This window comes from Micromonospora sp. DT4 (assembly GCF_049841675.1).
Classification (GTDB): domain Bacteria; phylum Actinomycetota; class Actinomycetes; order Mycobacteriales; family Micromonosporaceae; genus Micromonospora.
The window spans coordinates 1-22,188 of the sequence record NZ_JBNCKT010000093.1 but is presented as its reverse complement, the minus strand read 5'-3'; the positions used below and the strand labels follow the sequence as shown (position 1 = coordinate 22,188).

At 72.6% G+C, this 22,188-nt stretch carries 21 protein-coding genes; 13 read left to right on the top strand and 8 right to left on the bottom strand.

Annotated elements, in window-relative coordinates:
* Positions 1-126: 126 nt before the first annotated feature.
* Both ACLQ24_RS22310 and ACLQ24_RS22305 read right to left on the bottom strand, forming a co-directional pair.
* Positions 127-519 carry an FKBP-type peptidyl-prolyl cis-trans isomerase gene (locus ACLQ24_RS22310; protein WP_425893664.1) on the bottom strand — a complete coding sequence of 131 codons (393 nt, stop codon included), beginning with the start codon at positions 517-519 and terminating at the stop codon, positions 127-129.
* 76 nt (positions 520-595) lie between these two features.
* On the bottom strand, positions 596-820 hold the full coding sequence (locus ACLQ24_RS22305; RefSeq protein WP_425893665.1) for a hypothetical protein: 225 nt from the start codon (positions 818-820) through the stop codon (positions 596-598).
* A 309-nt stretch (positions 821-1,129) separates the two neighbouring features.
* Here ACLQ24_RS22305 and ACLQ24_RS22300 point away from each other — a divergent pair, with 309 nt between their 5' ends.
* Complete coding sequence (locus ACLQ24_RS22300) at positions 1,130-2,068, top strand: TerC family protein (protein ID WP_425893663.1); 939 nt, start codon at positions 1,130-1,132, stop codon at positions 2,066-2,068.
* Positions 2,069-2,087: 19 nt separating this feature from the next.
* Here ACLQ24_RS22300 and ACLQ24_RS22295 read toward each other — a convergent pair whose 3' ends face one another.
* Together ACLQ24_RS22295 and ACLQ24_RS22290 are read right to left on the bottom strand one after the other, a co-directional pair.
* A complete protein-coding gene (locus ACLQ24_RS22295; protein WP_425893662.1) occupies positions 2,088-2,648 on the bottom strand; it encodes a hypothetical protein in 561 nt (186 codons plus the stop codon).
* A complete protein-coding gene (locus tag ACLQ24_RS22290) occupies positions 2,645-3,529 on the bottom strand; it encodes an Asp23/Gls24 family envelope stress response protein (RefSeq protein WP_425893661.1) in 885 nt (294 codons plus the stop codon). The genes ACLQ24_RS22295 and ACLQ24_RS22290 overlap by 4 nt, the downstream gene beginning before the upstream one ends.
* 273 nt (positions 3,530-3,802) lie before the next feature.
* Here ACLQ24_RS22290 and ACLQ24_RS22285 point away from each other — a divergent pair, with 273 nt between their 5' ends.
* From ACLQ24_RS22285 to ACLQ24_RS22275, 3 genes are all read left to right on the top strand, one after another.
* Entirely contained in the window at positions 3,803-4,261 is a 459-nt protein-coding gene (locus ACLQ24_RS22285; protein WP_425893660.1) for a hypothetical protein, read from the top strand.
* 40 nt (positions 4,262-4,301) lie between these two features.
* The gene (locus ACLQ24_RS22280; protein ID WP_425893659.1) at positions 4,302-5,168 is read left to right on the top strand and encodes a hypothetical protein; all 867 of its coding nucleotides are present in this window, start codon (positions 4,302-4,304) and stop codon (positions 5,166-5,168) included.
* Positions 5,169-5,457: 289 nt separating this feature from the next.
* The gene (locus ACLQ24_RS22275) at positions 5,458-6,762 is read left to right on the top strand and encodes a hypothetical protein (protein WP_425893658.1); all 1,305 of its coding nucleotides are present in this window, start codon (positions 5,458-5,460) and stop codon (positions 6,760-6,762) included.
* Positions 6,763-6,863: 101 nt separating this feature from the next.
* On the opposite strand, the gene ACLQ24_RS22270 is transcribed toward ACLQ24_RS22275, so the two are convergent.
* Positions 6,864-7,211 carry a histone-like nucleoid-structuring protein Lsr2 gene (locus tag ACLQ24_RS22270; RefSeq protein ID WP_425893657.1) on the bottom strand — a complete coding sequence of 116 codons (348 nt, stop codon included), beginning with the start codon at positions 7,209-7,211 and terminating at the stop codon, positions 6,864-6,866.
* Between the two features lie 821 nt (positions 7,212-8,032).
* Between ACLQ24_RS22270 and lon the strand changes: the two genes are divergently transcribed.
* Both lon and ACLQ24_RS22260 read left to right on the top strand, forming a co-directional pair.
* Complete coding sequence (gene lon / locus ACLQ24_RS22265) at positions 8,033-10,363, top strand: endopeptidase La (protein WP_425893656.1); 2,331 nt, start codon at positions 8,033-8,035, stop codon at positions 10,361-10,363.
* A gap of 120 nt (positions 10,364-10,483) precedes the next feature.
* The gene (locus ACLQ24_RS22260; RefSeq protein WP_425893655.1) at positions 10,484-10,888 is read left to right on the top strand and encodes a DoxX family protein; all 405 of its coding nucleotides are present in this window, start codon (positions 10,484-10,486) and stop codon (positions 10,886-10,888) included.
* 47 nt (positions 10,889-10,935) lie between these two features.
* Here ACLQ24_RS22260 and ACLQ24_RS22255 read toward each other — a convergent pair whose 3' ends face one another.
* Entirely contained in the window at positions 10,936-12,669 is a 1,734-nt protein-coding gene (locus ACLQ24_RS22255; protein ID WP_425893654.1) for a DEAD/DEAH box helicase, read from the bottom strand.
* On the opposite strand from ACLQ24_RS22255, the gene ACLQ24_RS22250 reads away from it, so the two are divergent.
* The 4 genes from ACLQ24_RS22250 to ACLQ24_RS22235 all read left to right on the top strand — a co-directional run bounded on the left by ACLQ24_RS22250 (position 12,639) and on the right by ACLQ24_RS22235 (position 16,373).
* Positions 12,639-13,064 (top strand): 2'-5' RNA ligase family protein, encoded by a 426-nt coding sequence (locus ACLQ24_RS22250; protein WP_425893653.1) that lies wholly within the window; start codon positions 12,639-12,641, stop codon positions 13,062-13,064. The genes ACLQ24_RS22255 and ACLQ24_RS22250 overlap by 31 nt on opposite strands.
* Positions 13,065-13,404: 340 nt before the next feature.
* Complete coding sequence (locus ACLQ24_RS22245; protein ID WP_425893652.1) at positions 13,405-13,656, top strand: isocitrate lyase/phosphoenolpyruvate mutase family protein; 252 nt, start codon at positions 13,405-13,407, stop codon at positions 13,654-13,656.
* Between the two features lie 139 nt (positions 13,657-13,795).
* Positions 13,796-14,764, top strand: a complete 969-nt coding sequence (locus ACLQ24_RS22240; RefSeq protein ID WP_425893651.1) for a DUF5715 family protein — start codon at positions 13,796-13,798, stop codon at positions 14,762-14,764.
* A 4-nt stretch (positions 14,765-14,768) separates the two neighbouring features.
* Complete coding sequence (locus ACLQ24_RS22235; protein ID WP_425893650.1) at positions 14,769-16,373, top strand: asparagine synthetase B family protein; 1,605 nt, start codon at positions 14,769-14,771, stop codon at positions 16,371-16,373.
* Here the strand turns inward: ACLQ24_RS22235 and ACLQ24_RS22230 are convergent.
* Together ACLQ24_RS22230 and ACLQ24_RS22225 are read right to left on the bottom strand one after the other, a co-directional pair.
* The gene (locus ACLQ24_RS22230; RefSeq protein ID WP_425893649.1) at positions 16,366-17,592 is read right to left on the bottom strand and encodes an SLC13 family permease; all 1,227 of its coding nucleotides are present in this window, start codon (positions 17,590-17,592) and stop codon (positions 16,366-16,368) included. The genes ACLQ24_RS22235 and ACLQ24_RS22230 overlap by 8 nt on opposite strands.
* A gap of 179 nt (positions 17,593-17,771) precedes the next feature.
* Positions 17,772-19,229 carry an LVIVD repeat-containing protein gene (locus tag ACLQ24_RS22225; protein WP_425893648.1) on the bottom strand — a complete coding sequence of 486 codons (1,458 nt, stop codon included), beginning with the start codon at positions 19,227-19,229 and terminating at the stop codon, positions 17,772-17,774.
* Positions 19,230-19,368: 139 nt separating this feature from the next.
* Here ACLQ24_RS22225 and ACLQ24_RS22220 point away from each other — a divergent pair, with 139 nt between their 5' ends.
* From ACLQ24_RS22220 to ACLQ24_RS22210, 3 genes are read left to right on the top strand one after another with little or no spacing between them, the layout of a single operon-like run.
* Complete coding sequence (locus ACLQ24_RS22220) at positions 19,369-20,067, top strand: DUF305 domain-containing protein (protein WP_425893647.1); 699 nt, start codon at positions 19,369-19,371, stop codon at positions 20,065-20,067.
* A gap of 22 nt (positions 20,068-20,089) precedes the next feature.
* Entirely contained in the window at positions 20,090-21,295 is a 1,206-nt protein-coding gene (locus ACLQ24_RS22215) for a sensor histidine kinase (protein WP_425893646.1), read from the top strand.
* Entirely contained in the window at positions 21,292-21,957 is a 666-nt protein-coding gene (locus ACLQ24_RS22210; RefSeq protein WP_425893645.1) for a response regulator, read from the top strand. The genes ACLQ24_RS22215 and ACLQ24_RS22210 overlap by 4 nt, the downstream gene beginning before the upstream one ends.
* Positions 21,958-22,188 lie beyond the last annotated feature (231 nt).

Genomic DNA, 22,188 nt, shown 5'->3' with positions numbered 1-22,188 from the left:
CCTGGTGCTGGCCGCCTGAGTCGGTCGCCGAGCCGTGGGGCGACCGTCGGGACGAGCTGTGCCCACGGCGGGCCGCGTCGTGGGGGCCGCCCGGCAGCGAGCCGGACGACCCCCACGACGTCTCGATCAGCGAACGTCCAGCAGGTCGACGATGAAGATCAGCGTCTCACCCGGCTTGATGACGCCGCCGGCGCCGCGGTCGCCGTACCCCAGGTGCGGCGGGATGGTCAGACGCCGTCGGCCGCCGACGCGCATCCCGACCACGCCCCGGTCCCAGCCGGCGATGACCTGACCGCCGCCGAGCGGGAACTCGAACGCTTCGCCCCGGTTCCAGGACGAGTCGAACTCGCCGCCGGTGGAGTGCGACACGCCCACGTAGTGGACGCTCACCAACTGGCCGGGCTCGGCCTGCGGGCCCTCGCCCACGGTGATGTCCTCGGTCACGAGGTCGGCCGGCGGCGCACCCTCGATCGGACCCACCTCGGGCTTGCCCGATCGGGCGCCTGCTGCCTGGTTCATGCGGGATCTCCTGCCGTGTTGCGGTGATGTGTCCGGTCACCGTCGATCCTGCCGGATCGCCGGCGGCCGATGGACGTCACACCCGCAAACACGCGTGACACACGCTGGCGGGCGTCACCCGTAGGTGACGCCCGCGTCGGAGGTTGTCACCGCAGCCAGGGTTGTCGAGGAACGCCCAGAGGAAGATCCAGCCGAGCGCCATCCGGGTGCCCGCCAGGACGTACCGGGCGGCCCTTTCTCGGGTGGTGCCGGCCGCCGGAGCGGTGGTCTCGGCGGTGGTCCGCTCGATCGTCGTGGTCATAGGTGTCCACGTCCCTTTTCAACCTCGCACCGCGCTTCCCGGTGGCACCTCCAGTGGCCGCCCTTGGCCGCCGTCGGCGGCAGGGCCCGACCGGAATGCACCGGCCCGGGACCTTGGTCCCCTGCCGACCCGGACCGCAGACCCTGACACCGGCGGCCGTCCGGCCGTGGCGTCCGGGATGCAGGTGCGAGAGGAGGCACGTGCACCTGGCCGGAGCGCCGACGGCGGATGGGCCGTTCGCATAGGCTCGGGGAGCGCCAGCCCACCGACAGCGGGCGGTGCGCCGTGGTCGATGCGGGGGGGGCACCGGTGGCGGATGCGACGGTCGCGGTGCCGCCGTGGGCGTGGGTGGCCGTCGGCGGGTTGCTCGCCGTGCTGCTCGCGGTCGACGTGGTGGCCCATCGCGACAACCACGTCATCGAGTTGCGCGAGGCGCTCTTCTGGAGCGCGGTCTGGGTCGGCGCTGGCCTGCTGTTCGGGTTGGTGGTCTGGTGGGGCCTGGGCGGCGACCCGGCCATCGCGTACTTCTCCGGCTATCTGCTGGAAAAGGCGCTCTCGGTGGACAACGTGTTCGTGTTCGCCCTGCTCTTCGGCTATTTCCGGGTGCCGCCGGGCTACCAGCACAAGGTGCTGTTCTGGGGTGTCGTCGGGGCGCTGACCTTCCGGCTGCTGTTCATCCTCGCGGGCGCCGAGTTGCTGGCCCGGCTCACCTGGGCCGGGTTCGTGCTCGGCGGGTTCCTGGTGTGGACCGGTTGGCGGCTGGCCGTACGCGGGAAGCCGGACGTCGACCCGGAGCGCAATCTGGCGGTGCGACTGTTCCGCCGGGTGGTGCCGACCGACGCCAGGTACCACGGTGACCGCTTCACCGCCCGGGTCGACGGGCGTCGCGTGGCCACCCTGCTGCTGGTGGCGCTGGTCGCCATCGAGGCCACCGACGTGGTCTTCGCCATCGACTCGGTGGCGGCGATCCTCGCCATCACCACCACCACGTTCCTGGTCTGGACGGCCACCGCGTTCGCCGTACTCGGGCTGCGGAGCCTCTACTTCTGCCTCGCCGGCCTGCTGCGGCACTTCGGTCACCTGCGCTACGGGCTGGCGCTGCTGCTGGCCTTCGCGGGGGTGAAGCTGATCCTGGCCGAGACGCCGGTGGGCAAACTGCCGGTGTGGTTGACGCTCGCCGTGGTGGTGCTGACCCTGGCGGTCTCCATCTCGTCGAGCGTCGTGACCGCCCGTCGGGCTGCGCGCTGACCCGGATCGGACGCTGGGCTCAGGGCCGGGCCGGTTCGATCCGGGCCGTCACGTCGAGGTGCGCCGGCCGGCAGCCGGCCGTCGCGGCGAACCGGCGCACCGCCGCGTGGACGTGCTCGCGGACCCCCGCGGCGCGGGCGTCGGCCGTCAGGTCCACGCGGATCCACACGTCGGGGCACGGCGGCGCGCCGGTGAGGACCACCCGGGCCCGTCGTACGCCGGGGCCGCCGACCAGGTCGCGTTCCAGAGCGCGGACGAGCACTGCGCTGTCCAGGCGGGTGCGGCCGGGTCGGCTTCCGGGTCGGCTCAGCATGCCCCGCACTGCGCGGTCGGGTCGCCCCACCGTCCGGCGTAGCAGGCACCCGCCGGCGACGGCGGCCAGCAGTCCGGTGACCGCTGCGGCCAGGGTGCTCCAGGGTGTCGCGAGCCGCCAGGCGTCCAGCAAACCCTTGGGGAGCAGGGCAGCGGCGGGGTCACCGCCGGGCAGCGCGCCGGAGCCGACCGCCAGCGCGGTCGCCCCGCCGACCACGAGCAGCAGCGCGATGATCGTCCACAGCAGGCGGTGCGCCGCATCGGTCATGCCGGCCGTCCACCGGGCAGCAGCCGGAGATCGACGCGGTCGGCGCGCGACGTGGCGAGCTGACGCAGTTCCTGGCACACGGCGAACTCGACCTCGGCGCGGGCCGCCGGGTCGCCGGTGGCACGCACCCGGGATCGCCACCGGTCGCCGTCGCGCCGGACCCGCACCCGGGTGCGGCGTACGCCCGGCACGGTGTCCGCCGCAGCGGTCAGCCGGCGCTCCACGCACCGCCGGTGCAGGTGCCAGCCGTCGCGCTCGTCGACCCGCAGCCGGACCGGCGTCCACCGTCGGAGCTGGGCGGCCAGGAAGACCAGGCCCAGTAGGACGGCCGCGCCGGCTGCGGCCCGCACCGACGTGCCGTGCCATCGGGCGGTGGTAAACGTGTCGTACCAGCCGGAGCGGCCGAGCAGCGGCGTCGGACGATCCAACGCGGCCAGCAGCGCCTGCGCGGCCAGCAGGACACCGCCGATGAGCAGGGCGACGGCCAGCAGCACCGAGGCCACCCGGTTGACCAGCGCGGTGCTCAGCTCCGGCCGGGCGCGTGGTGGCGGTGGCTCGGGGTCGGCGTCCGGGCCGGACGTCAGCAGGTCGCGCACGGTGATCGTCACCGTGGCGACGGTGCGGCCGGTACCGGCGAAGACCCGATCGGCGACCACCTGACGGACCGCGTCGGCGAGGTCGGGCACGCTGTGTCCGTAATCGGTGGTCAACTCCAGGTCGAGGCCCACGCACCGGTCGCCCAGGCGGACGGTGGCCGGGCGGACGTCGGCTACACCCGGCACCCGACCGGCCGCGTCGGCCGCGATCCGCCCGACCCGTGCTGCCGCGCCGGTACGGCGTTCCGGGCGCGCGGCGAGTGAGCCGAGGTGATGGCGCGACATGCTCTGACCTCCCAGCCGGCGCTGTGCGGGACCCCGCTAGATACACCCCGCCGGGCCGACTGGAACACGACCGAGATGTGATCTGGATCACAGGAGCTCGCTGGGTGCTGGCCTCAGCGTGGTGCGCGACCAGCTCTGGGGCATCTCCCCGGTCATCGACGCGGCGGCGCCCCGACGCCTGACGCCGCTCGTCCGCACCGGCGCCGATGCCCGACGCCGAGTACGCCATCGACTTCTGGCAGAGCGTCGGTCTGACCCCTCCGCACCGAGGCGGTGGTATACGACGTATTCACGGCCCCGTACCCGGATCGGGCCATCGCCGACCCGGCACTGGCCTGGACGTGCTGGCGCTGGGGCAACCAGGCGTGCGCCGCGCTCGGCTATCCGACGGTCGGCATGCAGCTGCTGCTGGCCGCGCTCCGCCGCGACGTGGGGGTGTTGCTGGTCAACCAGCCACTGCCCACCGGCGGTCGCGTCGCGGCTCCCCGGGTGTGCTGCTCGCCGCTGGCCTGGGCGGCGGCAGCGACCTGTCCCGGTGGGCCGCGTACTGGCCGGATGACATGGTCCACAACGTCGCGGCGGCCTGGCGACCGGCGACGCCCGGGAACTGCCGTCCGCCAACTCTGCCGGGGACGCCCGTCGTCGTCACGACGCCCTGCCGCCAGCGGCGCGGCAGCGGCGCTCCGGCTGCGGGGCGGGCCGCGCAGCCGGACCGGCTGGTCGACCGCCTAGACTCGGCGCGGTTCGACCGACCGGCGGATGGATCAGGCAGATGACGAGCAGCGACGACCGCGGCTGGCTGCGGGCGATGCCCGCCGATGGTGGACGCGACGCGCTGTTCGACCGTGCCGGCCACCGGGTGTACGGGACTCGTCGGCTCAGCGAGTTGGTGCAGGGGCGTCCGCCCGGTGTGACCGGCAGCCAGTGGGGCTCGGCCAGCCGGACGTCGTTCGACCTCGTGGTCTGCGCGCCCGACACGCAACGACCGGTGGTCGCCGTGACGATCGGACCGGTCCCGCTCCCCGGGTCGGCCGAGCAGCGCGCCGAGCGGCTCACGGACGCCGTGAGCGCGGCTGTCGGCCTGCCCGTGCTGCGCATCGGGTCGCCGACGCTGCGGGCCGCCGACCACGGCCGCCGCCTGATCGAGTACGTGCTCGACGCGCGCGCCTACGCGGCGGGCGGCACCGGGGACGAGGCCGCCCCGGTGGGTTTCCGCGACATCCTCGGGCGACTGCCGGACGGGCGGACCGGCCCGGTGAACGACCTCGGCGCGTTGGCGCGCACGGCGGCGGTCGAGGCGTACGTGGCCGGACGGCTGGCCGACCCGATCGTGCGGGGGCTCCACGTGCACTGGACCGAGGGCCCGGCGCAGGGGTGGAGCTGGGTCCAGCCGCGCCTGGACAGCTGCCTCGTCGAGCGGGTGTCGATCACCGCCCAGCGCTTTTCCTGCGGCGTCGACGCGGCCCGCCTGGCCGAGGACCTCGCGACCGTCGCGGTCGGCGAACGGCTGCGCGCCGCGCCGCCGGACAGCCCGGATCTGCTCGCGCGCGTGGACCTCACGGCGGAGATCGCCGCGCTGAGCCGCCGCCGCGACGAGTTGGTGGGTGGTTTCGCCTTCGACCACCTCTGCGCGGACTGACCGCACTTTCCCTGCTGAACCCCGCTCCGCCCCCGATCCGTTCGGGCGCGGAGCATTTTTCTGTGCGGCTGTTGAACCTTCCCCGTCGCCGTACCGTACTCCTGCGCGAATGAAGAGGATCTCCCCAACCGCGTCGACCGGGCGCGGGCGACGGTGCGGAAAGGGCATCGTCGACCATCGACACGTTACCGGGTAGGTCGCGGTGGCCGCCGCCGTGGCGTGCCATCTCACATCCGTCGGTCCGCCGAGGGCAGGAATCCACTACCGGATCGAGAAGGAGAGCAATTCGATGCGCAGGTCCACTCGGGCGCGCCGGTCACCCGGCATCGCGCGGAGCAAGCGTCTGCTGGCCGTCGTCGGCACGCTGGTGGTCTTCGGCGGAGTAGTCGCCGTCACCCAGATTTCGTCGGCCCAGGACCGGCGGACGAACAAGCCTCGACCCGCCTCCGGGCAGTGCGTGGAACCGAGCCCCGGCTCGACCGCGCCGAGCGGCACCTCGACCAGCCGTACGTGGCAGAACGGTCGCTGGGTGCGCAACCACTGGGGCGACGGTCAGGAGTCGGTGGCGGAGTGCGAGGACGGCAAGGACGGCACGGTGGGCACCGGCTCGGCCGTCGCCTGCCCGGATGTCGCGTCCAAGCTGCCGCAGGTGCCGGAGCGGGCGCGCGCCGAGGTCGACCGTAACCTCGCGCAGTTGCAGAGCCAGATCGCCGAGGCCGACCGCCGGCTCGCCGCCGAGGGCAACAAGGGGCAGGCGTTCATCAACAACGCGATCCTGCGGCCGCTGGCCGACAAGCGTAAGGCGGTACTGGACCGGATCACGACCGCCGTCGACCGGGTCGGGCCTCGCCCGCAGGGGCTGGCGCAGCTCGCCCAGTGCCAGGTGCAGCCGACCGGCAACAACGGTGGCGGTAAAAGCGGCGGCGGTAACAACAACGGTGGGAACACCGGCGGTGGGAACAACAATGGTGGGAACACCGGCGGTGGGAACACCGGCGGTGGCGGCAACAACGGTGGCGGTAACAGCGGCGGCAACGCTCCCGGCGCCGGCCTTGGCGTCCTGGCCAACAACTGCGACGAGAGCAAGTTGCAGCCGCACGACGGTTTCCAGAACGGCAACCGCTGTGTGAGCACCGAGTTCGGTGAGGTCGGCGCCGCCGCCAACAACCCGTCGCTGCTGATCACCCAGTTCCCGCAGCAGGTCGGCCGCAACCAGCCCTTCACCCTGCGGGTCAGCACCAAGAACCTGGTCCGGGACCGGTTCCTCGCGGCCGGTCAGGGTGGCTACTACGTGGAGAGCTCGCTGCTCAACGCCCAGGGCCTGGTCCGGGGTCACTTCCACACCGCCTGCCGGATGCTGGACAGCCTGACCGCGCCGCCCGAGCCGCAGGAGGTGCCGGCGTTCTTCGTCGCCACCGAGGACGGTCGCGGTGGCGCCCAGCCGGACGAGGTGACCATCCAGATCCCGGGTCTGCCGGAGTCGGGTACCGCGCAGTGCTCGGTCTGGGCCGGTGACGGCTCGCACCGCCTGCCCATGATGGAGCGGGCGAACCAGACCCCGGCGTTCGATTCGATCCGCATCAACGTCAACTGATCGGCGGTCGGCCATCCGGGCGGACAGCACCCGGGTGGCCGACCGCGCACACAGCGAAGGGGTCCCGCCGAAACGGCGGGACCCCTTCGCTGTGCCGCGTGTCAGCGGCTCTTGTACGCCTCGACGACCTCGACCGGGATCCGGCCCCGCTCGGAAATCTTGTAGCCGTTCTTGACGGCCCATTCCCGGATCGCCCGGTTTTGCTCGCGATCCATTCCCGCGCCGGTGGGTCGCCCCGGCCGCCGAACTGTCCGCGTGTTGTCCGCCGGGCCCCGACCGATCCGCCGACCCGCATTGATGTATGTGTCCAGCGCCTTACGCAGGACACCCGCATTCTCGTCCGAGACGTCGATGGTGTAGGCCACGCCGTCGAGACTGAACTCGACCGTCCGATCGGCCTTCCCGCCGTCGAGGTCGTCGGTCAGAACCGTGATTACTTTTCTCGCCATTGCTGATTACTCCCTGTGTGTGGCGGGATGTGTCCAAAGTCTGACCTACCAGCCGGGGAATCCGCAACAATATGCGTCCCATTCATTTCGGCGCGTCGCGATTGAGTGCGGCACAAAACAGCGAACGGGCCGGAATCGCAGGCGTGGGCGCGGCGTCGTAGCTGTTCAGCGTGAGTAGATGGGCGGCCGAATCGGTCTGACCTGTGGTTATGCGCTCATACGGTGGGTCGATCTTGACCCTGCAGCCGCTCCTGCCAGCTGTGGCCGTCCGCTCTGTAATGGTTTGACCAGATCGGCGAGAGTCTCGACAAGGCATGATCATGCCGTTGACGTTGGCTGAACACGTACGCGGCGTCAATCGGTGAGCAGGCCGGCGTGCCCGGCGACTGCCGCCGCCTCCGCCCGGTTGGAGACCCGCAGCTTGCGCAGCAGAGAGGCGGTCATTCGTTCCCCGTCCGTTCCGAGACGTGCAGTTCCTCGGCGATGTCGACGGTGCTGCGACCGGTGGCGATCGCCCGCGGAAGGCGGCGCTCCTCGCCATCGAGGTCGACGGACGCGACGCGGGCGGGTCCGAGCAGGGCACGCAGAAGCTCCGCCGGCAGGCCGCCCAGCAGTCATGGCGACCACCCGTACGCGGGGCGTGGTCCGCCGGATGGCGGCCACCGCCCGGATACCGCCGGCGGCACCCGGGCGGTCCGGGGGCTGCTGTCGCCGACCCGTCGACGGACGCTGGACAGTGGTCTGGGTCACACGCCGGAACAAGGGGAACGCTTTGTTACTTGAGTGAGACACGCTCAACTCAATGCGACAGCAGGTGTTCGATGGCAACTCTTCCGGTACTTCCCCTGACCGACGCCGTGCTGCTGCCCGGCATGGTCATCCCGGTGACCCTCGACCCGACCACCCAGGCCGCCATCGACGCGGCGCGGGCGACCGGTGACCGCAAACTGCTGGCCGTCCCGCGTATCGACGGCGAGTACGGCCCAGTCGGCGTGGTCGCCACCATCGAGAAGGTCGGCCGGCTCCCCGACGGTGAGCCCGCCGCGGTCGTCCGGGGCCTGTCCCGCGCGCGGATCGGCTCCGGCGTGCCCGGTCCCGGCGCCGCGCTCTGGGTGGAGGCGACCGAACTCGACGAACCCGCTCCCGCCGGCCGTGCCCGCGAACTCGCCCGTGAGTACCGCGCCCTGGTGACCTCCGTGCTTCAGCAGCGGGGCGCCTGGCAGGTCATCGACGCGGTGGAGCGGATGACCGACCTGTCCGAGCTGGCCGACTCGGCCGGCTACGCGCCCTGGTTGACCCTGGACCAGAAGACCGAGCTGCTCGCCGCGCCGGACGTCACCGCCCGACTGGAGCTGCTGGTTGGCTGGGTCAAGGCGTACCTGGCCGAGCAGGAGGTCACCGAGCAGATCAACAGCGACGTCCGCGAGGGCCTGGAGAAGTCGCAGCGGGAGTTCCTGCTGCGCCAGCAACTCGCCGCGATCCGCAAGGAGCTGGGCGAGGACGAGCCGGACGGCTCAGCCGACTACCGCTCCCGGTTGGAGAGCGCCGACCTGCCGGACAAGGTCCGCGAGGCGGCTGTGCGCGAGGTCGGCAAGCTGGAGCGCGCCAGTGACGCGTCCCCGGAGGCGGGCTGGATCCGCACCTGGCTGGACACCGTGCTGGAAATGCCGTGGGGTACGCGTACCCAGGACAACATCGACCTGGCCGCGGCCCGGGCGGTGCTCGACGCCGACCACGCCGGCCTCGCCGACGTGAAGGACCACATCCTGGAGTACCTGGCGGTGCGCAACCGTCGCGCCGAGCGCAACCTCGGCGTGGTCGGCGGTCGCGGCTCCGGCGCGGTGCTCGCCCTCGCCGGCCCTCCCGGAGTGGGCAAGACCAGCCTCGGTGAGTCCGTGGCGCGGGCGCTCGGGCGCAACTTCGTCCGGGTGTCGCTCGGCGGCGTCCGCGACGAGGCGGAGATCCGCGGTCACCGGCGCACCTACGTGGGCGCGCTGCCCGGCCGGATCGTCCGCGCGCTGCGTGAGGCCGGCTCGATGAACCCGGTCGTGCTCCTCGACGAGGTGGACAAGCTGGCCGCCGGCTACGCCGGTGACCCGGCCGCCGCCCTGCTGGAGGTGCTCGACCCGGCGCAGAACCACACCTTCCGGGACCACTACCTGGAGGTCGACCTGGACCTGTCCGACGTGCTCTTCCTGGCCACCGCCAACGTGGTGGAGTCCATCCCCGGCCCGCTGCTGGACCGGATGGAGCTGGTCACGCTGGACGGGTACACCGAGGACGAGAAGGTCGCCATCGCCCGCGACCACCTGCTGCCCCGGCAGCGGGAGCGGGCCGGTCTGACCGCAGACGAGGTCAGCGTCGCCGACGAGGCGCTCGCGCTGATCGCGGGGGAGTACACCCGTGAGGCGGGCGTTCGGCAGCTCGAACGGGCTCTGGCCAAGATCCTGCGCAAGGTGGCGGTGACGCTGGCGACCGATTCGTCGCCCGTACGCGTCGACACCGACAACCTGAGCGGTTACCTGGGGCGGCCGAAGTTCACCCCGGAGTCGGCCGAGCGGACGGCGGTTCCCGGTGTCGCCACCGGGCTCGCGGTGACCGGCGCTGGCGGTGACGTTCTCTTCATCGAGGCGACGAGCATGGAGGGCGAGCCGGGGCTGACCCTGACCGGCCAGCTCGGCGACGTGATGAAGGAGTCGGCGCACATCGCGCTGTCGTACCTGCGCTCCAACGGGCGTCGGCTCGGCATCGACCCGAACGCCCTGGCGGGACGCCGGATCCACCTGCACGTCCCGGCGGGTGCGGTGCCCAAGGATGGCCCCAGCGCCGGTATCACCATGGTCACGGCCCTGGCATCGCTGGTCACCGGCCGTCCGGTCCGCCCCGAGTTCGGGATGACCGGCGAGGTGACGCTCTCCGGTCGGGTGCTGCCGATCGGCGGGGTGAAGCAGAAGCTGCTCGCCGCGCACCGGGCCGGCCTCACCGAGGTGATCATCCCGGCGCGTAACGAGCCGGACCTGGACGACCTGCCGAGCGAGGTGCGTGCGGCGCTGACCGTGCACACCCTGGCCGACGTGGCCGACGTGCTCGCCCTGGCGCTGCGCCCGGCCGACGTCCAGGCGCTGGACGGACCGGCCCTCTTCACGGTCTGACGCTCCACATCGACGACCCCCGCCGTCCCCGTGACGGCGGGGGTCATCGATGTCCGTACTGTCTTGGCTGACGCGTTCGACACCCCTCCGCCGCGAGGCGGCGCCCCCGGAGGTAACCCCGTGAACCTGGTGCTCTGGATCATCCAGATCCTGCTCGCCGCCATCTTCGCCGGCGCTGGCCTGGCGAAGCTGACCCAACCCAAGCACAAGCTGCGCGACGTGATGCGGTGGGTGGACCCGGTCCCGCCGTCGCAGGTGAGGGCACTCGGCTTCGTCGAGGTGCTGGCCGCCGTCGGGCTCGTCCTGCCCCCGCTCACCGGCGTCGCCACCGTGCTCACTCCGTTGGCAGCCGTCGGGCTGGTCATCGTCATGATCGGCGGCACCCTCGTGCACCTGCATGACAGGAAGAAGCGCGACACGGCGGCCGAGCGTCGGACGGAGATCCAGGGCGCGATCACCTGCGCGGTGCTGCTCGTCCTCGCCGCCGTGGTGGCGTGGGGACGCTTCGGCCCGTACTCCTTCTGAGGCCGTCGCCGGCGACCGCCGTACCCGGTGGTCGCCGGCGGGCGCGCTCAGCGCTCGTCGCGTCCGCGGTCGCGGCGCACGGTGGCCTTGCGGCCCTTGATCGTGCTCTGGCGCAGCCCGGCGATCACCTCGTCGGCCACGCCCTGCGGCACCTCCACCAGGGAGAACCGGTCGGCGATCTCGATCGAGCCGATGTCCCGACCGCGGATGCCGGTCTCGCCGGTGATGGCGCCGACCAGGTCCTGGGGGCGTACCCCCGCGCGCCGGCCCAGGCCGACGAAGACCTGGACGGTGTTTCCACCGGCGGCGCGTGGCCGGCCCCCGCTCCGCCGATCGCCGCCCCGGCCGCCGAACTCCGCGCGACCCTCGCGCGGAGCGCGCACCGGGGCCTGCGGGATCTCCTCCTCGTCGTCGGAGCCCGGCGACGTCACCTCGTGGGCCAGCTTCACGGCGGCGAGCGCGACCTCCATCAGGTCGAACTCGTCGGTCAGCGTCTCCACGATCACCCGGAACGGGTCGAGGTCGTCCTCCAGCAGGCTCTCCCGCAGCGCCGCCTGGGTCAGCTCCAACCGCCGGGTACGCATGTCGGCCACGGTGGGGATCTTGTCGATGGTGATTCGCTGGCCGGTCACCCGCTCGATGGTCTTGAGCATCCGGTGCTCGCGCGGCTCGGCGAGGGTGATCGCCACGCCCTCGCGCCCGGCCCGGCCCACCCGACCGATCCGGTGCACGTACGACTCGGGCGCCGACGGCACGTCGTAGTTGACCACGTGGGTGAGCTGCTCGACGTCCAGCCCACGGGCCGCCACGTCGGTGGCCACCAGCAGGTCCGCCGTGCCGGCCCGCAGCCGGCCCATGACCCGGTCCCGCTGCTCCTGGCTCATCCCGCCGTGCAGCGCCTCGGAGCGGTAGCCCCGGCCGTTCATCGTCTCGGTGAGCCGGTCCACCTCCTCGCGGCTGCGGCAGAACACGATCGCCGCCGTGGGTGACTCCACGTCCAGGACCCGACCCAGCGCGGCCGGTTTGTGCGCGCGGGTCACGATGTACGCGCTCTGCCGGACCCGGGGCGCCTCGCCCGCCACCGGCTGCTCCCGACCGATCTCGATCCGGACCGGGTCGGTCAGGTGCTGACGGGCCATCCCGTCGATCCTCGACGGCATGGTGGCCGAGAAGAGCACCGTCTGACGCTGCGCAGGGGCGTGCTCCAGGATCGCCTCGATGTCCTCGGCGAAGCCCATGTCGAGCATCTCGTCGGCCTCGTCGAGCACCACCGTGGACAGGCCGCCGAGGCGCAGGGTGCCCCGCGCGATGTGGTCCAGAGCGCGCCCCGGGGTGGCCACCACCACGTCGACGCCGCTGTCGAGTGCCCGCAACTGCCGCCCGATCGGCTGCCCACCGTAGATCGGCAGCACCCGAGCGCCCAGGTCCTTGCCGTAGCGGTGGAACGCCTCGGACACCTGCACCGCCAACTCCCGGGTCGGCACCAGCACCAACGCCACCGGGTCTCCGCCCTCGCGGTGGGCGGGCATCCGGTGCAGCAGCGGCAGCGCGAACGCGGCCGTCTTACCGGTGCCGGTGGCGGCCTGCCCCAGCAGATCTTGGCCCTCGATCAGCGGTGGGATGGCCTCCCGCTGGATGGGGGTCGGCTCCTCGTAGCCGAGGGCGGACAGTGCGCCCAGCAGTTCGGCGCGCAGCCCCAGCTCGGTGAAGGCGTACACCTCTTCGGTGCCGGCGGGGGTGGCGTCAGTCGGTGCGTCGTGCTGTGCAGGTGCGGAACTCATGTGCCAAGCCTTTCATTCCGCCGTCCGGGCCGCTGCGCCGACCGGCACAACGCCACCGCGAGGGCTCAGGCGTCGGTGGTGTACGGCCGGGGCCGGTGACGCTCGACCGGGTCGTCGTCCTCGACGGCAGCGCCCCGCTGGTCTGGCTCGTGCGGCCCACGCCGGCGTTGACCGCGCTGCACGCCGCCGTCTGGGACGTCCTCGACCAGGCCGACGGACACCGCCCCTGGCACGCCCCGGCGGCGTGGGTGCCGCACCTCAGTCTGGCGCTGCGGTTCCGCGACGCGGACCTGCGGATGGCCCGCGCCGTGACCGGTGGGCAGCGTCCGACGGGCGCGTTCGTCGCCGCCCGCAGCTACGACGGCACGGACCGGACAGTCACCCCGCTCCGATGACGTCACCGGCGCTGTTGACGGCTCCTTCCCGCGACCGGTGGCTGCTGAGCGGTACGACCCGCCGAGGGTCGCACTGCTGAACTGCCACCGATCGCCGCGACTATTCCGCGTGCGGCCGCCGTACACCGGCTGACCGGCGAACGGCAGCTCGTAGCCGTACTCGACCTGCCGGGTGTTCCAGATCGCCACCTGGGTCAGCCGGGCGAACCGGTCGTCGTCGACGTAGGCGACCAGGCCGGCCTGCTGGTAGTTGCGGACCGTCTCCTCGCCCAGGTCCAGCGTCACCTTCGTCTCGACGACGTAGTCGCCGCTCGGGGCCTCGCGCAGCAGCATGCCTGCCGTGTTGCCGGTGCCGGTGCCGGTGCCGGTGCCGGTGCCGGTGCCGGTGCTGTACCAGCCGGGCGGGCCCGGGCTGACCGAGCTTGGTCGCGCCGGGGTGGCCCGGGTCAGCACCGGCTCTTTGCTGTTCCGGGCCGCGCTGGGTGCCGCGGTCGCCGCCGCCGAGGCGGTCCGCGCTGGAGGGGGCACCGCACCGGCGGAACTGCCGTCGTACGCCGAGGTGCAGGACCTGGTGCCGGCGGGCGGCGACTGACGGTCCCGCCGGCTTCCGGTGGTGGTCGCACCCGTTCGGGGGTAAATCGGAGGATTGTTCGGTCTGTGCCCGGTCCCGGTGATTACGGTGTGTTTCAGGGCGATTCACTCAGCGCCGTGACCGGAGAAGGGACCCCGTCATGCGAGTGCCCAGCCGTAGTCCGGGGCAGCGACCCGGCCCGCCCGTGTCACCCGCCGCACCAGCCCGCCGCCGGCCCTCCGGCACCGCCGCCCGTCGCCTCCCCAGCGCCGCCCCCGACCTCACCGCCTACCGGGCGGCCGTGGCCGACCTGCTGGTCGAGGTGGGTGCCCTGGCCGACGCCACGAGCACCCGGGCACGTCAGGTGCTCGTCGACGAGCGGCTGCGCGAACCGGCCCTGGCTGCCGTGCTCGACGCCACCCCGCAGGGCCTGCTCGGCGCGCGCGAGACACTGCTGCTCGAGATGGCCCGGTACCAGCCGAACGAGCGCACCTCGGCGCGCGACCTCACCGCGCTGGTCCGGATCTACCTGCTCTCCCGCATCGACGTGCTGTGGTGGCAGGACGCCCCCGTGTTCCACACCGCCGACCAGGTCAACGGCAGCGCAGAGCTCGTCGACCTGGAGTGGCTGCGCCGCCGTGACCTGCTGCGCTTCCGCTACCAGGAGCAACCCGCGACCGTCCTGGGGCGCGCCGCGCGCGGACTGCGTCGGCGGCTGCGCCCCGACGCGACCCCGCACACCGCCGGTCTGCTGTTCCGTCGAGGCCGCCGGGAGGTGGTCGCGCTGCTCAACGAGCTGGGTCGGGAGTTCGCCGCCGCCGCGCCGCCGGGCACCCCGCCGCTCTGGGTGACCAGTCTGGTACGCAGCACCGAGCACCAGTACCGCCTGCGCCGCCTGGGTTACGCCGCGATGCTGCCCAGTGGGCACTGCCTCGGCTACTCGGTCGACGTCGAGCTGACCTGGTTCGCGCGGTTCGGCGCACGGGACGCCCTCGCGGAGCTGCTGCTGGCCCGCCAGGAGGCCGGCGACCTGAACGTGATCGACGAGGGGCAGGCGTGGCACCTGTGCCTCGCGCCCACCGCCCGGGGCCGGCTGCGCCGGGCGTACGAGGCCGAGATGGGGGTCTGAGCCCGTGTGTGGCATCGCTCTGAGCCTCGGCCCCGAGGCCGACCCGGCCACCTTCCGGCGAATGCTCGCCGTCCTCGCCCCACGTGGCGAGGTCACCGAGACCCGCTGCGAGACGGGCCTGCTCGCCGGCACCCGCCGGCTGCGCGTCGTGGACCGCGACCGGGCCGTGCAGCCCTGGACGTCGACCGACGAGCGGTGGCTGCTCTGCTTCAACGGCGAGATCTTCAACCACCGGGAGCTGCGCGCACAGCTCACCCGGCTCGGGCAGGTGTTCCGCACCGACAGCGACACCGAGGTGCTGTTGGCGGCCTTCCAACAGTGGGGCGAGGCTGCGGTGACGCGGCTGCGCGGCGAGTACGCCTTCGCGGTCGTGGAGCGCGCCACCGGGCGGGCGTACCTGGCCCGCGACCCGCTCGGGGTGAAGCCGCTGTACTGGTCCCGGCAGCCCGGCTGCCTGCACCTCGCCTCCGAGGTCAAGGCGCTCGTCGGGCACCACGCCCCGATCACCGAGGTGCCTCCCGGGCACCACGGCTGGGCCGAACCGGACGGGCCGGTGCGGCTGCGCCCGTACGTCGACCTGCTCACCATCGGCGAGGGCCTGCCGGTCATCGACGACCCGGACGAGGCCACCCTGCTCGTCCGGGCCGCCCTGATCGACGCCATCCGGATGCGGGTGGAGACCGACCTGACCGTCGGCGTGGTCCTCTCCGGCGGGCTGGACAGCTCGTTGACGCTGCGGCAGGTACGCGACATCCACCCGGACTGCGTGGCGGTGACGGTCGGTGTGCCGGACAGCCCCGACGTCGCGTACGCCCGGCGGCTCGCCGCCGACCTCGACGTGCCGCACGTCGTGGTCGAGCTGCGCCCGCGCGACATCCGGCTGGCCGACGTACGCGAGGCGATCAGGATCTCCGAGCTGACCGAGTACGGCGACATCATCAACGCCGTCGTCTCGGTGCCGATCTTCCGGCGGCTGCGCGACCTGGGCGTGAAGGTGGTGCTCACCGGCGACGGCTCCGACGAGTTGTTCGGCGGGTACCCGATGTACCGCCAGGTCGACCCGATCGCGTCGCGTCGGCTGTTCCTGCACCGCATCCGCAACCTGTGCCGTACCGAGTTGCAGCGGGTCGACCGGACCGCCATGGGGCATGGGGTGGAGGCGCGGGTGCCGTTCCTCGACCTCAGCGTGGTGGAGTTGGCGATGCGTCTGCCGCTGGACCTGAAGGTGCGCGACGGCCAGGAGAAGTGGATCGTGCGGCGGGCGTTCGCCGACGTGCTGCCCGACTACGTCCTGCGGAGGCCGAAGCACCCCATGTCGTACTCCTCCGGTCTGCACGAGCGGGTGCGGCTCTACAAGCCGCTCTTCGCCCGGATGCACCGGTCGTTCGGCTACGACCTGCTGGAACCGGTCCGCCGTGACTTCGACACCGTGCTCAGCCGGTGCGGCAACGACCTGGACCGGGCCATCGCCGACGGGATGAACCGGCCCGACTACACCGTCCTGGAACACGCCCGCGACCTGGTCGGGGCCGCGAAGCGGAACGCCGCGCCGATGGTCCGCCGACTGGTCGGGCCCCGCCCGCCCCGCCGCTCACCGGCCCTCAGCTGACCAGCAGCAGCGCGCCGACGGCCGCGAGCGTGCCCACGACGGCGAGCAGGCTGCTGGTCAGCACGAACCGCTTCACCGGCACCGACACACCTGCCGCCCGGCACCGTTCGAACCACAGCAGGGTGGCCAGCGACGCCCAGGGGGTGGCCAGCGGGCCGACGTTCGTGCCGATCAGCAGGGCCAGCAGGCGGGTGTGGTCGGCGGTCGGCAGCACCGACTCGCCGGCCAGGTACGCCGGCAGGTTGTTCACCGCGTTGGCCAGCAGCGCTCCCGTGCCGCCGGCTCGCAGCGCGCCGGCCGCCCCACCGTCGACGCCGACCAGGCCGGCAACCAGATCATCGAGCCCGTGCCGGCCGAGGGTCTGCACCACCAGGAACAGGCCGACGACGAAGAGCAGCAGCCGTACGGGCACCAACCCGGGGCGCAGTGTCGAGGGGGAGCGGACCGCGAAGCCGACCAGCACCAGCGCGAGGGCGATGGTGGAGGCGAGCCCGATCTCCACTCCGGCGAGGATGCCGGCGACGAAGAGCAGGCAGCCGGCGAGCGCGGTGCGGTGCAGCACCGGGTCGGCCGGCAGGTGCGGGGCCGGCGGGACGAAGCGTCCGCCGTCCGGCCGTTCCCGCCGCCACCAGCCGTACCAGAGGAGCACCATCGTGGCCGCCACGGCCGCGAGCTGCGGCAGCGCCATGCGCTCGGCGTAGGCCAGGGGGGTGAGGCCGACCCGGCCGGCGGCCAGCAGGTTCGTCAGGTTCGACACGGGCAGCAGCAGGCTGGCGGTGTTCGCCAGCCAGACCGTGGTGACCGCGAGCGGCGCGGCCGGCACGCGCAGGCCGCGGGCCAGGGCAAGCAGCACCGGGGTGAGCAGCACGGCGGTGGTGTCGAGGTTGAGCACGAGGGTGGTCACCGTGGCGAGGCCGCCGCAGAGCAGGAACAGCGCGGCCCAACGGCCCCGGGAGGCGATGGCCAGCCGGCTGGCGAGCACGTCGAAGACGCCCGCGACGGCGGTAAGTTCGGCGAGCACGATCACGGTGCCGAGGAAGAGCAGCAGCGGCAGGATGCGGTGCAGGGTGGCCGTGGTCTCGGCGCGGGGCAGCAGCCCGGTCAGCGCGCAGACCGCGCCGGCCACCGCGAGGACGACGGCCACCAGGTCGAGTGGGTGGGGACGCCAGCGCGCGGTCGGCTCGGACGGGGCCGGCGGCGCGCCGGCGGCAGATTTCACAGGTGACCACGTTGGCACAGCGACCGGCCGGCGGGTCGCCAACCCCCACCCGGGTGACCGGCCCCACCGTGGCGTCACCCCACCCGTGGTCCGGGCTGGAACCCGAGGCGGTCAGATCGGGCCGACGTGGCCGGGCCCGGCCCCTCGACGAGAGGCCGGGCCCGGATCGCGCGTCGGGCCTACCAGCTCAGGTAACCGGGCTGGGTCTGCACGTTCAGCTCCTGGAACCGGGTCAGGTTCGCCGACCAGGTCCGCCAGTCGTTCAGCTCCAGGACGTCCAGGCCCTTCTGGATGTCGTTGGAGTAGATGTTGCCGTTGTAGTAGTACGTCGACCAGGCGCCGCCCGTGACGGCCTGGGTGTCGGACAGCGGGCCCCGCTCCCAGTAGGCGATCTCCTCGGGGTGGCGCGAGTCGGTGAAGTCCCAGACGGAGATGCCGCCCTGGTACCACGCCTGCACCACGATGTCCCGCCCGAGCACCGGGATCAGCGAGCCGTTGTGCGCCACGCAGTTCTCGGTCTCGGCGTTCGTCCGGGGGATCTTGTAGTAGCTGCGGAACGCCAGGGTCCGGGCGTCACCGCGGCCGGTGATGTCGTAGACGGCGTCCGCCCCCCGGTTGGGGCCGACGGTCTCGTTGCAGGTGGCCGCCCCGCCGCCGCCCAGCTCGTCGGTGAAGACGACCTTGGTGCCGGCGTTGTTGAAGGTGGCCGAGTGCCAGAAGGCGAAGTTGACCGTGTCGCGGACCTGTGTGATCACCCGGGGCGCTTCGCGGTTCTTGATGTCGAGCAGGACGCCGTCACCCATGCAGGCGCCGGCGGCGATGTCCTTCGACGGGTACGCGGTGATGTCGTGGCAGCCGGTAGTCGCCGAGCCGGTCTCGCTGCCCGGGAAACCGCCGTCCGGGAAGAGGTTCGGCGTCGAGATGACGGACGCCTCGGTCGGCTTCTTCACCGGCACCTTGACGATGGAGATGGAGTCGTGCGGCGGCTGGCAGTCGGGGAACTCGGCCCGCGGGCTGTACGACGAGACGTACAGGTAGACGTTCTTGCGGTCCTTGCCCGGCACCAGTGTGTGGGTGTGCGAGCCGCAGGCGGTCTCGACGGACTTGATGTAGCGCGGGTTGGCCTTGTCGCTGATGTCGAAGACCTTGATGCCCTCCCACGACTCCTTCACCGACGCCGGCTGCGCCACGCTCGCGCACGAGTCGTCGCTGCGCGACGAGTCGGTGGAGACGAAGAGCAGGTTGCCGTAGACGGAGATGTCGTTCTGCGAGCCCGGGCAGTTGACCTGCGCGGTGATCGTGGGCGCGCTGGGCCGGGAGATGTCGTAGACGACGAACCCGTTGTAGTTGCCGGCGAAGGCGTACTTGCCCTGGAACGCCATGTCGCTGTTGAGCGAGGCCGTCGTGTCGAACGGCGCCTGCTTGGGGAGGTTGGCGATCTGCCGCAGGTTGGGGCTGCTGCGGATCTCGTCGACGCCCGGGATGTCGCTGGCGGCGGCGGCCGCTGGTGCCGCGGCCGGTGCTGCCTCCTGCGCGCTGCTCGGCGTCGCCACGGCGAGGCTGGTCAGCAGCAGGCCTGTTGCGGCCAAACTGACGATGCGGAGTTGTCGGAGCCGTGCGGTGGCCAACTTGATCATTGGCGGCGCCCTTCGAAAGGGGAGATGACGTTGTCGGTACCTTACCGAGCTTCGGAGATCATCGATGTGAACTGGGTCACATCTACGTCGACTCGTCAATGGATAGGATCGCTGCGACCTCGACCTTAGAGGGTGCGGCATGACTGTCCGACGTGGTCGGTTACTGGCCGTTGTCATAGCGGCGGCCATCATTGTGGTGCTGGGTGTGCTGGCGGTCCGCGCCGGCGGTGACCCCGGGCGGCCGGGCGCCGCACGCGGCTCGGCGTCACCCACGCCGACGACCGGCCCGACCGGTCCACCACCCCCGCCGGTGCTCGTGCCGGGCCGCCCGGGGGAGCCGGCCGTCGCCCGGTCCGCGCACGAGCTGCGCGACGACAGCCCACCCCGCTACAACGCCCTGGACACCGTCTACGTCCAGATGATGATCCCGCACCACCAGCAGGCGCTGGAAATGAGCACGCTGGCGAAGGACCACGCGGCCGATCCCCGGATCCGCTCCTACGCCGACCGGATCCGGGCCGGCCAGGGCCCGGAGATCAGCGTCCTGCGCGGCTGGCTCTCCACCCGCGGGCTGCCCGAGACGGCGCCCGACCACGACCACGCCGGTATGCGGGGCATGCAGTCCCCCGAGTCGATGCGGCGGCTGGCCGCCGCCCGGGGCGTCGAGTTCGACAGGCTCTTCATCGCGATGATGACCGACCATCACCAGGGCGCCGTCACCATGGCCACCGACCTGCTGTCGGTCGGCGTCGATGCGACCCTCAACGAGCTGGCCACCTCACTCGCCACCGAACAGGCCATCGAGATCACCCGCCTGCGCGAGCTGACCCCGCCCTGACCGTCGGCGACCCGTACGCTGGGTGACCGTGAGACGCACGCTGTTCGGTCGCCCCCTGCGCGGCGTCGCCTTCGACGTGGCGGTCTCCGGCGTGGTGGCGTTCGTCGGTGTCGCCTCGGCGGTGGGCCAGACCGGCGGTTGGGCCGCCACCGGCGTCGGCGTGGGCATGGCGGTGGCGCTGCTGTTCCGCCGCACCCACCCGGGGGCGGTGACCGTCGTCGTGGCGACGCTCGCCCTGGTCCAGTTGATCGCCCGGTGGGGTCCGCTCGCCTTCGACGTCGCCGTCCTCATCGCGCTCTACAGCGTCGTGAAGTACGGCAGGCGTCTGCGCGACGGCGTGCTGGCCGGCGCGGTCGCCGCCGTGGGCGTGCTGCTCGCCGCCGCGCAGACCCCCGGCGTCGTCGTGTGGTGGGTGACCGCGCTGTGGTACGCGCTGGTCACCGGCGCGGTCTGGCTCGTCGCGCTGAACGTACGGACCCGCCGCCTCTACGTGCTCAGCCTCGAGGAACGGGCCGCCACCCTGGAACGCGAGCGGGAGGCCGAGTCCCGGGCGGCGGTCGCCGAGGAGCGCACCCGGATCGCCCGCGAGTTGCACGACGTGGTGGCGCACAGCATGGCGGTGATGATCGTCCAGGCGGACGGAGCACGGTTCATGCTCGACCGTGACCCCGAGCAGGCCCGCACCGCCGTCAAGGTGGTCGCCGACACCGGCCGCTCCGCGCTGGAGGAGATGCGCCGGCTGGTCGGGGTCCTGCGCGACGCGGGCCCGTCCGGAGCGGGCGTGGTGGCCGCCGACCCGGAGCACCGCCGGCTGGCCCTGGCCGAGCTGCCGGACCTGCTGGCCCGCTTCCGCGACGCCGGGCTGCGCATCCGCGACGCCGCCACCGGTCAGCCGCCGGCCCTGCCCCCGGGCCTGGCACTGACCGTCTACCGCGTGGTGCAGGAGGCGCTGACGAACGCGCTCAAACACGCCGGCGTCGGGGCCACCGTCGACGTCACCCTGACGTACACCGCCGAGGCCGTCGTGGTCCGGGTCGTCGACGACGGCCGGGGCCGCCCGGTGGTCAGCCCGGCGCCGTCCGGCGGTCACGGTCTGCTCGGCATGCGCGAGCGGGTGGCGGTGTACGACGGCAGCCTCACCGCCGGCACCCAGCCGACCGGGGGTTGGCAGGTGGAGGTCCGGCTACCGCTACCGTCGCAACCCTCAGCGGAGGTGATCGCGGCATGACGGTCCGGGTGGTGATCGTGGACGACCAGGCGCTGGTGCGTGCCGGATTCCGGATGGTGCTGAGCTGCCAACCCGACCTGGAGGTGGTGGGGGAGGCCATCGACGGCGCCGACGCCCTGCGGGTGCTGGCCCGCACCGAGGCCGACGTGGTGGTGATGGACATCCGCATGCCCACCATGGACGGGGTGGAGGCGACCCGCCGGCTCTGCGCCGACCGGCCGTCGGGCCCGCCCCGGGTGCTGGTGCTGACCACCTTCGACACCGAGGCGGACGCGTTCGCCGCGCTGCAGGCCGGCGCGAGCGGCTTCCTGCTCAAGAACGTCCCGCCGGAGGAGCTGCTGGACGCGATCCGGGTGGTGGCGCGGGGCGACTCGGTGGTCGCCCCGTCGATCACGCGGCGGCTGCTGGACCGCTTCGCCGGCCAGCTCGGCGCCGGCCCGACCGTCGACCCCCGGGTGGCCCAGCTCACCGAGCGGGAGCGGGAGGTGCTGCTCCTGGTCGCGCAGGGCCTGTCCAACGCCGAGATCGCCGCCAAGGTGCACGTCGCCGAGGCCACGGTGAAGACCCACGTCGGGCGCATCCTGGCGAAGCTGCACCTGCGCGACCGGGTCCAGGCGGTCGTGCTGGCGTACGAGAGCGGACTGGTCACGCCCGGCCGGTGACCCCCGTACGACCCGGGTCGTACGGCCGGCGGGCCGAGCGCTACCTCGGACGTACGCGGGTCTCGGCCGTCTCCGTCTCGCGGTCCTCGGGCGGACATCCGCCGGCCGGTCCCGCCGACTTCCCCGGCGGCGGGACCGGCCAGCGGTGCCGGGCCTAGCCCGAGTTTCCTAGATAAGTTGATCTTGAGGGGATGCGGGGTTCGGCGACATGAGGGTTGAGCTGCACGGATC

What these genes read in the sequence shown, in the direction of transcription:
- ACLQ24_RS22255 (WP_425893654.1), bottom strand. Translation starts at nt 12,669, where the DNA reads ATGAGTTCCGCACCTGCACAGCACGACGCACCGACTGACGCCACCCCC.
- ACLQ24_RS22240 (WP_425893651.1), top strand. Translation starts at nt 13,796, where the DNA reads ATGCGAGTGCCCAGCCGTAGTCCGGGGCAGCGACCCGGCCCGCCCGTG.
- ACLQ24_RS22270 (WP_425893657.1), bottom strand. Translation starts at nt 7,211, where the DNA reads ATGGCGAGAAAAGTAATCACGGTTCTGACCGACGACCTCGACGGCGGG.
- ACLQ24_RS22210 (WP_425893645.1), top strand. Translation starts at nt 21,292, where the DNA reads ATGACGGTCCGGGTGGTGATCGTGGACGACCAGGCGCTGGTGCGTGCC.
- lon (WP_425893656.1), top strand. Translation starts at nt 8,033, where the DNA reads ATGGCAACTCTTCCGGTACTTCCCCTGACCGACGCCGTGCTGCTGCCC.
- ACLQ24_RS22295 (WP_425893662.1), bottom strand. Translation starts at nt 2,648, where the DNA reads ATGACCGATGCGGCGCACCGCCTGCTGTGGACGATCATCGCGCTGCTG.
- ACLQ24_RS22225 (WP_425893648.1), bottom strand. Translation starts at nt 19,229, where the DNA reads ATGATCAAGTTGGCCACCGCACGGCTCCGACAACTCCGCATCGTCAGT.
- ACLQ24_RS22290 (WP_425893661.1), bottom strand. Translation starts at nt 3,529, where the DNA reads ATGTCGCGCCATCACCTCGGCTCACTCGCCGCGCGCCCGGAACGCCGT.
- ACLQ24_RS22280 (WP_425893659.1), top strand. Translation starts at nt 4,302, where the DNA reads ATGACGAGCAGCGACGACCGCGGCTGGCTGCGGGCGATGCCCGCCGAT.
- ACLQ24_RS22305 (WP_425893665.1), bottom strand. Translation starts at nt 820, where the DNA reads ATGACCACGACGATCGAGCGGACCACCGCCGAGACCACCGCTCCGGCG.
- ACLQ24_RS22220 (WP_425893647.1), top strand. Translation starts at nt 19,369, where the DNA reads ATGACTGTCCGACGTGGTCGGTTACTGGCCGTTGTCATAGCGGCGGCC.
- ACLQ24_RS22275 (WP_425893658.1), top strand. Translation starts at nt 5,458, where the DNA reads ATGCGCAGGTCCACTCGGGCGCGCCGGTCACCCGGCATCGCGCGGAGC.
- ACLQ24_RS22310 (WP_425893664.1), bottom strand. Translation starts at nt 519, where the DNA reads ATGAACCAGGCAGCAGGCGCCCGATCGGGCAAGCCCGAGGTGGGTCCG.